This is a genomic window from Acinetobacter colistiniresistens, from assembly GCF_000413935.1.
GTDB classification, from domain to species: Bacteria; Pseudomonadota; Gammaproteobacteria; order Pseudomonadales; family Moraxellaceae; genus Acinetobacter; species Acinetobacter colistiniresistens.
Genome location: NZ_KE340380.1, coordinates 97158 through 111828 on the forward strand (window position 1 = coordinate 97158; position 14671 = coordinate 111828).

The 14671-nt window shown below is 41.2% G+C and carries 13 protein-coding genes; 3 read left to right on the top strand and 10 right to left on the bottom strand.

The genetic code is table 11. The features are described from left to right. Positions 1 to 2: 2 nt before the first annotated feature. The 6 genes from F907_RS09645 to ppsA all read right to left on the bottom strand — a co-directional run bounded on the left by F907_RS09645 (position 3) and on the right by ppsA (position 7779). Entirely contained in the window at positions 3 to 332 is a 330-nt protein-coding gene (locus F907_RS09645) for a cytochrome o ubiquinol oxidase subunit IV (protein ID WP_005242336.1), read from the bottom strand. After that, entirely contained in the window at positions 332 to 952 is a 621-nt protein-coding gene (gene cyoC, locus F907_RS09640) for a cytochrome o ubiquinol oxidase subunit III (protein ID WP_005274296.1), read from the bottom strand. The genes F907_RS09645 and cyoC overlap by 1 nt, the downstream gene beginning before the upstream one ends. 4 nt (positions 953 to 956) lie before the next feature. Further along, positions 957 to 2948, bottom strand: coding sequence for a cytochrome o ubiquinol oxidase subunit I (cyoB, locus tag F907_RS09635; RefSeq protein ID WP_016652090.1), 1992 nt, complete (start codon positions 2946 to 2948; stop codon positions 957 to 959). A gap of 3 nt (positions 2949 to 2951) precedes the next feature. Further along, positions 2952 to 4007 carry a ubiquinol oxidase subunit II gene (cyoA, locus tag F907_RS09630; protein WP_016652091.1) on the bottom strand — a complete coding sequence of 352 codons (1056 nt, stop codon included), beginning with the start codon at positions 4005 to 4007 and terminating at the stop codon, positions 2952 to 2954. Between the two features lie 298 nt (positions 4008 to 4305). Beyond that, positions 4306 to 5067 carry an RDD family protein gene (locus F907_RS09625; RefSeq protein WP_016652092.1) on the bottom strand — a complete coding sequence of 254 codons (762 nt, stop codon included), beginning with the start codon at positions 5065 to 5067 and terminating at the stop codon, positions 4306 to 4308. A gap of 333 nt (positions 5068 to 5400) precedes the next feature. Beyond that, positions 5401 to 7779: a phosphoenolpyruvate synthase gene (gene ppsA / locus F907_RS09620; protein WP_016652093.1), complete on the bottom strand. Its 2379-nt coding sequence runs from the start codon at positions 7777 to 7779 to the stop codon at positions 5401 to 5403. A gap of 158 nt (positions 7780 to 7937) precedes the next feature. On the opposite strand from ppsA, the gene ppsR reads away from it, so the two are divergent. Both ppsR and F907_RS09610 read left to right on the top strand, forming a co-directional pair. Further along, positions 7938 to 8774, top strand: coding sequence for a posphoenolpyruvate synthetase regulatory kinase/phosphorylase PpsR (gene ppsR / locus F907_RS09615; RefSeq protein WP_005242327.1), 837 nt, complete (start codon positions 7938 to 7940; stop codon positions 8772 to 8774). 278 nt (positions 8775 to 9052) lie between these two features. Then, entirely contained in the window at positions 9053 to 11131 is a 2079-nt protein-coding gene (locus tag F907_RS09610) for a sensor domain-containing protein (RefSeq protein ID WP_032862162.1), read from the top strand. 71 nt (positions 11132 to 11202) lie between these two features. Here F907_RS09610 and F907_RS09605 read toward each other — a convergent pair whose 3' ends face one another. Together F907_RS09605 and F907_RS09600 are read right to left on the bottom strand one after the other, a co-directional pair. Next, positions 11203 to 12204 (bottom strand): LLM class flavin-dependent oxidoreductase, encoded by a 1002-nt coding sequence (locus tag F907_RS09605; protein WP_162616975.1) that lies wholly within the window; start codon positions 12202 to 12204, stop codon positions 11203 to 11205. A gap of 148 nt (positions 12205 to 12352) precedes the next feature. Next, positions 12353 to 12847 (bottom strand): glycine zipper domain-containing protein, encoded by a 495-nt coding sequence (locus F907_RS09600; RefSeq protein ID WP_016652096.1) that lies wholly within the window; start codon positions 12845 to 12847, stop codon positions 12353 to 12355. Positions 12848 to 13092: 245 nt separating this feature from the next. Here F907_RS09600 and F907_RS09595 point away from each other — a divergent pair, with 245 nt between their 5' ends. Further along, positions 13093 to 13815 carry a pseudouridine synthase gene (locus F907_RS09595; protein WP_016652097.1) on the top strand — a complete coding sequence of 241 codons (723 nt, stop codon included), beginning with the start codon at positions 13093 to 13095 and terminating at the stop codon, positions 13813 to 13815. Here F907_RS09595 and F907_RS09590 read toward each other — a convergent pair. Together F907_RS09590 and F907_RS09585 are read right to left on the bottom strand one after the other, a co-directional pair. Further along, a complete protein-coding gene (locus F907_RS09590) occupies positions 13807 to 14250 on the bottom strand; it encodes a GNAT family N-acetyltransferase (protein WP_005242317.1) in 444 nt (147 codons plus the stop codon). The genes F907_RS09595 and F907_RS09590 overlap by 9 nt on opposite strands. Before the next feature lie 98 nt (positions 14251 to 14348). Beyond that, positions 14349 to 14657, bottom strand: coding sequence for a type II toxin-antitoxin system RelB/DinJ family antitoxin (locus F907_RS09585; protein ID WP_005274316.1), 309 nt, complete (start codon positions 14655 to 14657; stop codon positions 14349 to 14351). Positions 14658 to 14671 lie beyond the last annotated feature (14 nt).

A 14671-nucleotide genomic window follows, 5' to 3' on the forward strand; every position in this document is an offset into this window, starting at 1 on the left:
GTTTAGATCATCATGTTGTAGTGTAAGTAATTCATAATCCACACAGAGCCGACTAAGAGTACGGCAATACATAAAATTGTGTAGATAAATGCAATAAGGTTCCAACGTTGTTCAGACGATGTATTCATGTGCAAGAAATACACAAGTTGTACAAGCACCTGAGCAACAGCAGTAATTGCAATTACTGTAACTAAAACGCCACGGCTGAAACCACCTGACATCACCATCCCGAAGGGGATGATGGTGAGGATAACAGAGAGGATAAATCCAACAGTGTATTGTTTAAAGTTACCGTGTGACGCACCTGCAGCATTATGGTCATGACTACTCATTAGAGAACTCCCAGTAAGTAAACGACGCTGAATACACAGATCCAAACGATGTCAAGGAAGTGCCAGAACAAGCTTAAGCAAGCAAGACGACGTGTATTCGGTAAGGTCAAACCATTCTTTTTGATTTGATACATCAATACCAACATCCACACTAAACCAGAAGTTACGTGGATACCGTGTGTACCAACCAAGGTAAAGAATGCAGATAAGAATGCACTGTGAGTTGGACCATGACCTTCGTGTACGAGGTGATGGAACTCATAGATTTCCATACCAATGAACGATGCACCGAAAAGGAATGTAATGAATAACCAAGTGATAACTTGATTTACATTCTTTTTATAAGATGCAAGTACAGCAAAACCAAATGTTACCGATGAGATCAATAAGGCAAATGTTTCAGTTAACACGAAGCCTAATGAGTCATGGAACAGGTCATATGCACTTGGAGTTCCTGGTGGAATATGACTGCTTAATACAGCGAACGCAATGAAGAGTGATCCGAAAAGAATCAAGTCACTCATCAAGTATGTCCAGAAACCAAAGACCGTTAAGTCTGTATCATCATGTTCATGATGACCATCGTGGCCGTGGTTGTCGTGATGAAGTACTTCAGCCATTTCCTTAGTCCTTCTTCAAGTGTTTTACAAGTAAAGCATAGCGTTCGTTTTCAATACGCTCAACTTCAGCAGCAGGAACGTAGTAATCAACATTCTTAGTGAATGAGCTTACGATCAAGCTAACAATTGCTGAAACGAATGAAACGACAGCGAGCCACCAAATATGCCAGATAAGTGCAAAGCCAAGAATTGTAATGAACATTGCAATGACAAAACCAGCAGCACGATCAGTCGGCATGTGGATGTCTTCATATTTAGTGTTACGTGCGTATGCTACACCATTTTCTTTGTCAGTCCAGAAACGGTCAACGCCGCTTGCATCTGGTTCATGCGCAAAGTTATAGAACGGAGCAGGAGATGACGTTGCCCATTCAAGGGTACGGCTATCCCATGGATCGCCTGTATGGTCCATATTGTCCTTACGTTGTAAGAAACCAACGATGATTTGCATTAAGAAACATGCAATACCGATCGCGATAAGAACAGCACCAAACAATGCAATCGCCAAGTACGGATCCCACTCAGGGTTGTCATATGTATTCAAACGACGTGTCATACCCATGAAACCAAGGATATAAAGTGGCATGAATGCAAAATAGAAACCGATGAACCAGAACCAGAACGCAGCTTTACCCCATGCTTCGTTGAGCTTCCAACCAAACATTTTCGGCCAGTAGAAGATGATGCCGGCAAACATACCAAACACCACACCACCGATAATTACGTTATGGAAGTGAGCAATCAAGAATAATGAGTTGTGTACAAGGAAGTCCGCAGGTGGAACAGCCATAAGTACACCAGTTAAACCACCGATACCGAATGTTACAAGGAAGCCAAGCGTCCATAACATAGGTGTTGTATAGGTGATGCGACCTTTATACATTGTGAATAACCAAGAGAAGATTTTCACACCTGTAGGAATCGCAATAACCATGGTCATGATACCGAAGAACGCGTTAACGTTCGCACCAGCACCCATGGTGAAGAAGTGGTGAAGCCATACAACGAACGCAAGTACAGTAATTGCAATCGTCGCATACACCATAGACTTATAACCGAACAACGCTTTACGAGAGAAGGTTGCAACGATTTCTGAGTATAGACCAAATGCTGGCAATACCAAGATATATACTTCAGGGTGACCCCATGTCCAGATCAAGTTCACGTAAAGCATTGGGCTACCGCCAAGCTCATTGGTGAAGAAATGGAAACCGAAGTAACGGTCAAGTGTAAGCATTGCAAGCGTACCTGTTAATACAGGGAATGATGCAATGATTAATACAGCCGTACACAGTGAAGTCCACGTGAAAATCGGCATGTCCATCAATTTCATGCCAGGAGCACGCATCTTGATGATGGTAACAAAGAAGTTAACACCAGATAAAAGCGTACCTAGACCAGAAACCTGAAGTGCCCAGATATAGTAGTCAACACCTACACCAGGAGAATATTGAATGCCAGATAGAGGAGGGTAAGCCATCCAACCAGTCGCAGCAAATTCACCTAATACAAGTGAAAGCATCATCAAACCAGCAGCGCCTGCGAATAACCAGAAGCTTAAAGAGTTTAATAATGGGAAAGCAACGTCACGAGCACCAATCTGTAAAGGTACAGAGATGTTCATCATACCTACAACGAGACCCATTGCCACGAAGAAGATCATGATTACACCGTGCGCGGTGAAGATCTGGTCGTAGTGGTCAGGATGTAAGTAACCTTCGCCGCCGCCTTTCGCGAGGAAAAGTTGTAGACGCATCATGATCGCATCGGCGAAACCACGCAGAAGCATGACTACAGATACGATGATATACATGATACCAATCTTTTTATGGTCTACAGTGATAAACCACTCATTCCACAAATATCCCCATTTCTTGAAATAGGTGATACCGCCCAAAACAGCAATTGCACCAAGTGCCATAAAGACCATGGTGACAAGTACAAGGGGTTCAGTCGGGATAGAATCCCACCCCAATTTACCAAAAATCATATCCATGTCTTATTCCCCTTGAGCAGCGTGTTCTGCTGCAGCATGAGTTTCTGCTGTTGCATCATGTCCAGCAGAATGGTCAGCACCGTGATAGTTACTCATATAATGGTTGATGATTGTTTCAAACAATTTTGGCTCAACTGATGAGTAATAAGTCACTGGGTGTGGCTTAGTCGGGAACGGTTTCATCGCTTCAGCTTTAGCAAGTGCTTCTTCATCACCAGCAGCTTTAGCACGATTCACTAAATGTTCGATCTGATGCTTAGAACGATCGCCATCTTTAAGCGTTGCTAACTCAGCTTGGTCAAGTGCGCCTTTTTGAATTGCTTCAGGGTTGATACTTGTACCATTACCAGCTTTAACTGCTTCTACCCATTGTGCAAATTCTGGCTCAGTCACGCTGTGTGCTTTAAAGCGCATTTGTGAGAAACCGTAACCTGAATAGTTTGCAGAGAAACCACGGAAAACTCCTGGCTCATCGGCTAATAGGTGAAGGTGAGTTTGCATACCAGCCATTGCGTAAATCTGACCGCCTAACTGTGGGATGAAGAACGAGTTCATCGTAAAGTTAGAAGTGATTTTAAAGCTTACTGGTGTTTGTTCTGGGAAGCGTACTTCGTTTACCGTTGCAATGTTTTGCTCAGGATAGATAAAAATCCACTTGAACTGTTCAGCGACAGCTTGAATAGTCAATGGTGCTTTATCTGATTCTAACGGACGGTAAGGGTCGTACTTGTGGGAACCCCACCAAGTTAACCAAGCTAAAATACCAATAATAATGACAGGTACGCCCCATACAACAATTTCAATTGCCGTAGAGTGTGCCCAAGTAGGTTTATAGTCTGCATCTTTATTCGACGCGCGATATTTCCAACCAAACCATAATGCCATGACGATTGATGGAATCACCACCAATAGCATTAGATAGATCGCAGTCATCATCAAGTTACTTTGACCTTGACCAACTGGACCTTTATTGTTTAGAAGTACCATATCACCACCGCACCCAGTTAAGAGTGCAGCCATCGTTGATAAAGACAATACAGCTAAAATCGTTTGTCTCATTTTACAACCTCGGTGAAGAGTCCCATTCCCTAATTAAATTATGGGATAGCGATTAAAGTGTCGCGTGATTGATAAGAATTGTATGAAAAATGCTTAGCAATCACGCGACACCGCTACGTTGTTGGGCATTATGCCTCATATTGAAAAACTAAGCTACTGATAAAGTGGTCTGAACTGCTTGTTTTAAAACCCGATTTATCTTGTAGGGATTGTTGTTTCGGTATGTTTTTTTTCTATAGATATCAATTTAATATATAAAAAAAGAGGAATAAATCCTCTTTTGTTTATTGATTTGTGATTACTGCTTAATTACCTTGGTTTTTGCCAATTTATCGTGCAAAGTTTGACGATTTTTAGTAAATGCGAATAAAGCGTAATCAATCACGGTAATGATTGGGATTAGAAGAAGGTTCAGAATAATAAAGAGCACACTTCTCAACCAAAAGGCCCGAATTGTGCTGACTGGCGCAGAGGTTTCTACATCGACAATTTTAATCTTGGCGATTTTTTTACCAAGACTCTGGCCTGATTTTGCAATGAAAAATGCTTGGATCATGAGCATAATAATCAGGTAAGTAAAGATCATTATCCATGCTTCATTTGGAATTAGCTGCATCAGTTGGTGCTGCAATTCTACTGCTTTATCTGATGCAATTTGGGTTGCTTGCATCTGTTTTTGAATTTCAAATAATTCTTGATATTGGCTTTCATTAAAAAAGAAAGATGGAATTGAGGCCATCGGTAGCCATAAGATTAAATCAAAAACCTTTGCCAATGCACGAGAGTGAAAAGGGGCTAGTTCTGGTGCTTTCTGTTCGACTTTGATTTTGTAAGTTGGTTCATTCGTTTCAGTTTTAACTTGAGCACTAAAAGGAGAGTAACCTACAGGTTCGTAGACAAGTTTGCCTTGAGTTAGTTCGCCAAGTGTTTTCCATTCGGCCATACCTTCATGCCAAGCCAAATCGGTCAATAAAACTTGTTGACTAGCAAGCATCTGGTTCACTTGTTCTAAACTATAAGGTCCTGCTTGTTGATTGTTACGAGCCAAGTAAATTTGCATAATTTAAAAATCTCAATTACAAGGGTGTGTTGACATTTCAGACATATCTGGCGTTATAGGCTAAAACAACCCAAACAAGGCATGAAACGTAGACAATGGCAGTTCCCTTGTCAAGTTTCATAACGAAGTTTGGGGCGGTTTTAGCCATAACCCTACGGGACAAGGACATTTTTGCCACTACTGCGTTATGTCTTACTTATTTAGAATGGCTAAATTGCGTAAGCCATGCCTTGTATTGTCTAAAAATGTCCGTTGTCGCAAGTATCTCTGAAATATCAACAGACCCTACGATGAAAAAAGACCCTGCAAAGGAGGGTCTTTTTCTAAAAAAGACTAGGCTTGCTTGATTTGTTCTTCAGCAAGGAAGAACCATGTATCAAGTACTGAGTCAGGGTTAAGTGACACAGATTCAATCCCTTGTTCCATAAGCCATTTAGCAAGGTCAGGGTGATCCGAAGGACCTTGACCACAAATACCGACATATTTGCCTGCTTTACGGCAAGCATGAATGGCCATAGAAAGAAGCGCTTTAACTGCTGGGTCACGCTCATCGAATAAGTGAGACACGATACCAGAGTCGCGGTCTAGACCTAGTGTTAATTGTGTTAAGTCATTTGAGCCGATAGAGAAGCCATCGAAATGTTCAAGAAATTGCTCAGCCAATAATGCATTGGTTGGAAGTTCACACATCATAATGACTTTAAGACCATTTTCACCACGTTTTAAACCATTTAGAGCAAGCAACTCAATGACACGTTTTGCTTCAGAAACAGTACGAACAAATGGGATCATGATTTGAATGTTAGTTAAGCCCATTTCATCACGTGCTTTTTTCAAGGCACGGCATTCAAGCTCAAAACAATCACGGAAGTTGTCAGAAACATAACGACTTGCACCGCGGAAGCCCAACATTGGGTTTTCTTCTTCAGGTTCGTATAACTTACCACCGATCAAATTCGCATATTCATTTGATTTGAAGTCTGACATACGTACAATCACTGGCTTGTCTGCAAATGCAGCTGCAAGTGTAGAGATACCTTCAACCAACTTTTCAACATAGAATTCAACAGGTGAAGAGTAGCCTGCGGTACGTGCCATAACAGCAGCACGTGTTTCACGTGGCAAGCTTTCAATATTCAATAATGCTTTTGGATGTACGCCGATCATACGGTTAATGATGAACTCAAGACGTGCTAGACCAATCCCTTCATTTGGAATTTGAGCAAAGTCAAATGCGCGGTCAGGGTTACCGACGTTCATCATAATCTTGAATGGTAATGATGGCATTGAGTGAATCGAATTGCGTTGAACTTCGAAATCTAATGCACCTTCATAGATGAAACCTGTATCACCCTCAGCACAAGAAACAGTCACTTCTTGACCGTCTGAAAGGACTTCGGTGGCATTACCACAACCTACGATTGCTGGAACACCTAATTCACGTGCAATAATGGCAGCGTGACACGTACGACCACCACGGTTAGTTACAATCGCAGCAGCACGTTTCATAACGGGTTCCCAGTCTGGGTCAGTCATGTCAGAGACAAGTACATCACCGTCCTGAACCTTATCCATTTCTTTAATTGAAGTCACAACGCGAACTTTACCAGAACCAATACGTTGGCCAATTGAACGACCTTCACAAATCACGGTGCCGCGTTGTTTTAATAGGTAGCGTTCCATTGTGCCGACATTTTGACGGCTTTTCACAGTTTCAGGACGTGCTTGAACGATATAGATTTGACCGTCATCACCATCTTTCGCCCATTCAATGTCCATTGGTGAGCCATAATGTTGCTCAATGATCAAGGCTTGTTTAGCCAATTCATGTAATTCATGATCATTGAGTGCAAATTGTTGACGTTCTTGTTTTTCAACATCAACCACAACCACCGATTTACCTGCCGCACCTTCTTCACCATAAATCATTTTTTGGTGTTTAGAACCAAGGTTGCGACGTAAAACAGAGTGCTTGCCCGAATTTAAAAGCGGTTTAGATAAATAGAATTCGTCAGGATTAACTGCACCTTGCACCACCATTTCACCTAGACCGTAAGATGCGGTGATAAATACCACATCACGGAAACCTGATTCTGTATCTAGCGTGAACATAACACCCGCAGCGCCAGTTTCTGAGCGAACCATACGTTGTACGCCAGCAGAAAGAGCGACAACACTATGTTCAAAGCCTTGGTGTACACGGTAAGCAATGGCGCGGTCATTATAAAGAGAAGCAAAAACCTCTTTAATCGCGATCAGAATATTATCGATCCCACGAATGTTGAGGAAAGTTTCTTGCTGACCTGCGAAAGACGCATCGGGTAAATCTTCAGCAGTCGCAGAAGAACGAACTGCAACGGCAATGTCTGGGTTACCGTTTGAAAGTGCTGCAAATGCATCACGAATTTCTTGTTCTAAAGTTGCAGTGAGCGGAGTGTCAACAATCCATTTACGGATTTTTGCACCGGTTTCAGCAAGTGTAATTACATCATCAATATTAAGCTGAGAAAGTTCAGCTTGAATACGAGCGTTTAAGCCGCTTTGATCTAAGAACTCACGATAGGCAGCAGCAGTTGTTGCAAAGCCACCCGGTACCGATACACCAGCATTGGATAAATGACTGATCATTTCACCCAGAGATGAGTTTTTCCCACCTACGAGTTCGACATCGTGTTTTCCTAATTTTTCCAGACCGATTACGCGCGCTTCCAAAGTATTTACTCCACTTTTTTTGCAGTATGAATGACCATCATTGGTATGAAATTATACAAAAGTGCTTAGATTTAGTATTTTACTAAGCGACAGTCATGTTAGATGAGTTTACTATAAAGATTATAGAGCACTAAGACAAATGTTTAAGGAGAATTTTGATGCCCGTAAGTAAAGAAATTAAACGGAGCGTTTTTTTTATTTCAGATGGTACCGCAATTACCGCAGAAACCCTTGGACATTCACTACTTGCGCAATTTCCGAATGTTGATTTTGACATTCATATTATGCCTTATATCACCACAGAAGAAGCCGCAATGAATGTGGTTGTAGAGATCAATGCCTGCCAATCTCGAGATGGTTCTTTGCCACTGGTTTTTGATACCTTGGTTGATCCGCATGTCCGTGAAATTATAAATACGGCCAAGGCCGTGAATCTTGATGTATTTGAAGGTTTAATTAGTAAGCTAGAACAGGAAATCGGGATTCCGCCAACAACTTTGGTTGGACAAACCCATGCCGTCACCGATTCAGAATATTATAAAGCACGTATCGATGCCGTTCATTTTGCGCTGGATAATGATGATGGAGCAAGAACACGCCATTATGATAAAGCCGATATCATTTTAATTGGCGTTTCTCGCTCAGGCAAAACACCGACTTCGATTTATTTGTCACTGCAATTTGGTGTACGTGTTGCGAACTATCCTCTGACTGAAGAAGATCTGGATGACAATCGCTTGCCTAAAGTGCTACGTGAACATAAAAATAAACTTTTTGGTTTGATGATTGATGCCGAACGTTTAGTGGCTATTCGTAATGAGCGTAAAGCCAATAGCCGTTATGCCAGCTTTAGTCAGTGTCAAATGGAATTGCGCGCAATTGAGGGAATTTATATCTCTGAGGGGATTAAATATTTAAATGTAACTGAGATGTCGATTGAAGAAATTTCAACACGTGTTTTACAAATGACGGGCTTAAAACGTCGTATTGGTTAGGCGGATAGGGCGGTCTAAGATAGGTCTGTTAGACTGCCCCAAAGCTATCTTGACGGGATTTAAAGTTTGACTATAACCACTAATTGGTAATAAATTTTTGATATTAAACAATAAATAAAAAATGGTTGGTCAGTCTTGTGATAGATGATAATTTAACTACATTTCTGCTATAATATTGTGACTTAAATCTCACTTTTATTTTTTTGTTGTTGGTGGTCTATGGCTTTTATTGCGACTGAATATCTTGATCGAAAGAGTTCTGTTTGGAACAGAAGTCTGTGAATCTCGCGTTCCCTTTTCACTCCAGCCACCAAATGAGTGAAGTTCAGCAAAATATTTATAATAGTATTCCGAGTCTGGTCTGGTTGCTTTCAGAGCAAGGTGATGCCTATTTTTTTAATAGTGTCAGCCAAGAATATATCGGTTTTAATAATCTAGAACATTTTGCGCAAAATTGGGTGGATTTAATTCATTCTGATGATATTTCATTGCTCCGTAATGAATGGGAGCATGCTTTTTGCTTGCGCTTACCTTTTCAGCTCGAATGCCGCTTAAAGCATCGATCAGGTTCGTACCGCTGGTTCTTACTGTCTGCAAAGTTTTTGAACGCTGAAATTGAGGGTCAAGGCTATTGGTTTGTTAACAGTGTTGATATTCATGAAACCAAACAATATCAACAAAATCTTGTGAAGTGTATTAATGCGCAAACCAGTATGCTGGATAATAGTATTGACTGTATCAAATTATTAGAAGCAGATGGCTCATTATTACATGTCAATAAAACAGGCTGTATCGCACTTAATATCCAAGAAAATAATCATCGATTTGGCATGAAGTGGGCTGAACTTTTGCCTTTAGAAATGCGTTCTAAAGCAACCTATGCCTTGAAAACAGCACTCAAAGGAAAGACGGCTCGCTTTCGTGGAATGAGTGGCGAGAGCACAGAGCGGCAATATTGGGATAATTTGCTGACACCTATATTAAATGATCAGGGACAGATTGAGCAGGTCTTATGTTTGTCACGGGATATAACGACACAGAGGCAAACGGAAATACAGCTCCGCCTGTCTAGTGAACTAGATGAATTAACCGGGCTTTATAATCGTCGTTTTTTGAAACGCCAGTTGAAACGTGCCCTACATCGACATAAAAAAGATGAAAAACTGGTTGGCTTGATGTTGCTGGATCTGGATTACTTCAAGCACATCAATGATACGCTGGGGCACTCAGCAGGAGATCATTTACTGCGTATTCTATCTAAACGTATCGAAAATATTTTGCCAGAAAATACCTTTGTTGCCCGTTTGGGGGGTGATGAGTTCGCAATTGTCGTGAATGGTATTGATACCGAAGCAGAACTTGAAAAAGTGGCTATAGATGTGAGTCGACAGCTAGATGCGCCTATTACTTATGCGGGAAGTTTAATTAACGGTAGCATGAGTATCGGTTGTGCGATTTATCCGCGTGATGCCAAAGACTCTTCAAATTTAATGAAGTGTGCGGATACAGCTTTAAATGATTTGAAAGCTTCCGGTCGTGGTGGTTTCCGTATGTTTAATCCGCAAATGCAGATAGCGGCACAGAATATTGCCATTCAACTGAATGAGGCACGACATATTATCCGTGATGGCCTAATGGTCCCCTATTACCAACCTAAGGTGCGGTTATCAGATGCGAAAGTCGTGGGTTTTGAAGCATTACTGCGTTGGCAAACAGAGGATCAATGCATTCATTCACCTCGTAAAATTGAACAGGCTTTTCAAGACTATTCATTAGCGACGAAAATTAGTGATGCAATACAGAATAAAGTGTTTAAAGATATTGCGATGTGGATTGAACAAGGGCTAGATGTTGTTCCTGTGTCAATCAACGCAGCACCAGTCGAATTTTTGAAAGATAATTATGCTGAGCGCTTATTACAGCGTCTGAACTTATATAAAATCCCACACCATTTGGTGGAAATTGAAATTACGGAACATATTTTGGATGACCGTGGTTCTGACTATGTGATTCGGGCATTAAATTTATTAAAACAACAAGGCGTTAAAATTGCGTTGGATGATTTTGGTACAGGCCATTCATCTTTAACCCGCTTACGTGATTATCCAGTGGACTGTCTGAAAATTGATTGTGATTTTATTCGTCAAATGAACGAAGATGATGCAATTTTAGCAATCGTTCAGGCCATTATTGCTTTAGGGCCGAAGTTGTCTTTGGATATTGTTGCTGAAGGTATTGAAAATATTAAACAGCTTGAATTACTCAAATTGTCTGGATGCTCGATTGGGCAGGGGTATTTATTTAGTGCTGCGGTGAATGTGCAACAAGCCACAGCAATGCTTCAACACGGCGTATGAGTGGTATCACTTCAATAATAAAAATTAAATAACAAGGCTTATCATATAAGCCTTGTATTTAGGTGAGGCGCTTAGTGGGCTTTAAGATCCATCAAGAGACTAAAATTTTCTAAACGTTTTTCTGTATCGTAAATATCACAGGTAAAAATAAACTCATCAACATCATATTGTGCTGCAATTTTATTTAAACCCGCTTGTACTGTAGCTTGAGAGCCAATTTGTGCCATGGCATAAAAATTCTGAATTGCCAATTGTTCCGCACTTGTTGCAAGACCTTGAGTTGAGTTAATCGGTGGTTTGAGCTTTAAACTGTGACCACGAATCAGATTTAAAATACGTTGGTAAGAGCTGGTTGCTAAATATTGAGCATCCTCATTCGTTGCCGCGACTACGGTTGGCACCCCCATGGAAACATAAGGTTTGTCCAGATATTCAGAAGCTTGGAAGTTATCTCGATAAATTTCGATTGCTTGGCCTAACATTCTTGGGGCAAAGTGTGAAGCAAAAGAATAGGGAAGCCCGAGCTTAGCCGCAAGTTGGGCGCTAAATAAACTTGAACCGAGTAGCCAGACTGGGACATGGGTATTTTGACCCGGTGTCGCAATAATTCTTTGGTTTGGCTGTGGAGCTTTAAAGTATTGCAAAATTTCCGCAACATCCTGAGGGAATTGATCTTCAGTTTCCTGACGGCCACGTCGCAGGGCACGCATGGTCATTTGATCCGTACCAGGAGCACGACCTAAACCAAGTTCAAAACGATTTGGATAAAGTGTTGCCAGGGTTCCGAATTGCTCTGCAACCACCAATGGTGCATGGTTTGGCAGCATAATACCGCCTGAACCAAGACGGATGTGCTGCGTATTTGCGGCAATAAAGCCCAATAAAACAGCAGTTGCAGAACTGGCAATACCATCCATATTATGATGTTCAGCCAGCCAGAATCGCTCGTAGCCTAATTTTTCAGCATGTTGTGCGAGTTCTAGTGCATGTCGCAGTGAAAACTCGATACTTTTGTCATCCCGAACTGGCGCAAGTTCAAGTATAGAGAATTTTATATCTTGTAGTGATTTCATCATTGATTCTCAAAACCATATATCGAAATAATACGATATAAGTTGGGTTTTGTATATCGCTTTTGATCGATATATTGTGTTGTTGCTATAAAAAAAGCGCCCGAAGGCGCTAAAAGGGTAACTTGTTGCTCTGTTTGTTTAGCGATCTTTATTTATACCAACCACGATGGCGACCATTGTCATGGCGATAGTCATAGCGGGAATTGTAATAACGGCGGTCATCATAATGGCGGCGGTTTTCATAACGGCGATCATCATAACGACGATCAGCATCGCGATCCTGACCAACTTTTTGACCTAATGCTGAACCACCAGCGGCACCTAAAGCGGCACCAATATAACCACCATTTGTGCCTCCCACATTACGACCAACCGTATAGCCACCAACACCGCCCAAGCCACCACCAATCGCTGCTTCTGTACGGTCACGTCGGTTACTGGATGCTGCTGCGCCACCTGCACCACCTAGCGCAGAACCAATCATGGCACCTGTATCACCACCCAGTTGTTTACCCAAAGCGGTACCAACCACACTTCCTAAAGCAGAGGTTGCGGCTACACGAGTTGTATTATCTGCATGTGCAACAGTCATCATTGACGATGCTGCCAGAACTACGCTACATAACCACAGATTTGATTTCATGGTGAAACTCCTTATCCATTCTTTTGGACAGTATTCTTTTGCTTGTGATAAATGTAACAAGAGATTTGAGTGAAAATATGGAGTGCAATCTCTGGATTGAGAGAGTTTGACGAGGGTTTTGTATGGGTTGTATTACAAGTGAAGAAATTGTGAATAAATTATAAAAATAAAGAATGAATACGCAACAAACAACGGTGCGCGTGCGAATCGAGTACAATAGCTGTAGTTTAAATTAGGGTATATGTATGCTGCTGGAAAAAATTTTGCAATCACAAGGCTTTGGTTCACGTAAGTATTGCCAGCAGTTAATAAAGAATGGGTCTGTCCAGATCGATCATCAGGTTTGTCATAATCCAAAGCAGAATATTGCGACAGATCAACTTTGTTTTCAGGTCTTTGGTGAAGAATATCAATATCGCGAGCACGTTTATATTGCCTTAAATAAACCCGAAGGATATGAGTGTTCGCATCAGGCGACACATCATAAGAGTGTATTCAGTTTATTGCCTGAAGTTTTGATTCATCGTGGTATTCAATGTGTGGGACGTTTGGATCAAGACACTACAGGTCTATTATTGCTGACCGATGATGGTCAATACCTACAAGCACTGACTCATCCACGTAAACATGTGCCGAAAGTTTATCACGTCACCACTGCTGATCCTGTCACAGCTGAACAGCAAATGAGATTAGAGCAGGGCGTTGAACTGCGCAATGAAAAAGGGATTTACGCGGCAACAGATGTGCAGCTTTTTTCAACCCATCAACTGGCGATGACGATTCATCAAGGCGTCTACCACCAAGTCAAAAGAATGCTTGCCGCTGTGGGTAATAAAGTTGAAGCTTTACATCGCCATCAAGTAGGCTTACTCGAATTGCCTGAATTGCCACAAGGTGAGTGGGTCTATCTTACGCCTTCGCAAAAACAGCTCAGCCAAAATGCGATTTTAGATGAATCATTACTTTAAGAAGCAATGATAGGTTTTAAATTCACTGTCCTGAATAAAACCCATTTGTTCATAGAGACGGTGAGATTGATAATTATTTTTTTGCGTTTCTAGACTGATGCGTTGAGCATTTTCATGGCGTGCAAATAGAATTGCAGTATCAATTAATTGTTTGGCAGCGCCTTGTTTACGGTAGGATGGTGTCACATAGACATCATCAAGGATGTAATAGGTTTCACAAGCAACGGAAGAAAAGGCGAGATAAAGCAAGACAAAACCTGTAAAGACATCATCTTTTACATGGATGAAAATGACACTGTCTTTATTGTCAAAGCGGTGCTTTAAAAATTGATAAGATTGTTCAATATTTGATGATGCACCGTAGAACTGACGGTATTCGTCAAACAAGACAGCAAGTTGATGTAGATCTTCTTTTGTGGCTCGCTTAACAATCATTCCTACACATCCTTACACTTATAATTTTATTAGGACTGTCAGAATAACGAAAAAAATTCAGCTGAAAAAATAAAAACTTGTTTATAAATGCAACATTGTTAAGTTTTGTCACTCTCACCGAGCAGCGCATTCAATTCTTCAAACAAATCTTCATGATCATCTTCAATCTCGGTCGCCGATGGATTTTCAGTGCTAGCTACGGCCTTGGATTTACGCAGTTTGAGTAACTGTTCCATATTAATGTTCTGGTTTTCGATTGTAAAAGGGATCGACTTGGTCAATACCACTTGTTTGAAGAAAAGGCGAACGGCCTGAGCAGGGGAGATCCCCAACTGTTTAAATACAGCAAAAGCTTGCTTCTTTTCCTGTGAATCGAGGCGAACCTGATAAACTTCTGTTTTTCGCATGAAGAATGTAACCA

Bases quoted from the DNA above. Each gene is read 5' to 3' on its own strand.
- F907_RS09625 (WP_016652092.1), bottom strand. From the start codon at position 5,067: ATGCAAATTTACTTGGCTCGTAACAATCAACAAGCAGGACCTTATAGT.
- ppsR (WP_005242327.1), top strand. From the start codon at position 7,938: ATGCCCGTAAGTAAAGAAATTAAACGGAGCGTTTTTTTTATTTCAGAT.
- F907_RS09605 (WP_162616975.1), bottom strand. From the start codon at position 12,204: ATGAAATCACTACAAGATATAAAATTCTCTATACTTGAACTTGCGCCA.
- F907_RS09585 (WP_005274316.1), bottom strand. From the start codon at position 14,657: ATGCGAAAAACAGAAGTTTATCAGGTTCGCCTCGATTCACAGGAAAAG.
- F907_RS09600 (WP_016652096.1), bottom strand. From the start codon at position 12,847: ATGAAATCAAATCTGTGGTTATGTAGCGTAGTTCTGGCAGCATCGTCA.
- cyoC (WP_005274296.1), bottom strand. From the start codon at position 952: ATGGCTGAAGTACTTCATCACGACAACCACGGCCACGATGGTCATCAT.
- F907_RS09645 (WP_005242336.1), bottom strand. From the start codon at position 332: ATGAGTAGTCATGACCATAATGCTGCAGGTGCGTCACACGGTAACTTT.
- cyoB (WP_016652090.1), bottom strand. From the start codon at position 2,948: ATGGATATGATTTTTGGTAAATTGGGGTGGGATTCTATCCCGACTGAA.
- F907_RS09590 (WP_005242317.1), bottom strand. From the start codon at position 14,250: ATGATTGTTAAGCGAGCCACAAAAGAAGATCTACATCAACTTGCTGTC.
- F907_RS09595 (WP_016652097.1), top strand. From the start codon at position 13,093: ATGCTGCTGGAAAAAATTTTGCAATCACAAGGCTTTGGTTCACGTAAG.
- cyoA (WP_016652091.1), bottom strand. From the start codon at position 4,007: ATGAGACAAACGATTTTAGCTGTATTGTCTTTATCAACGATGGCTGCA.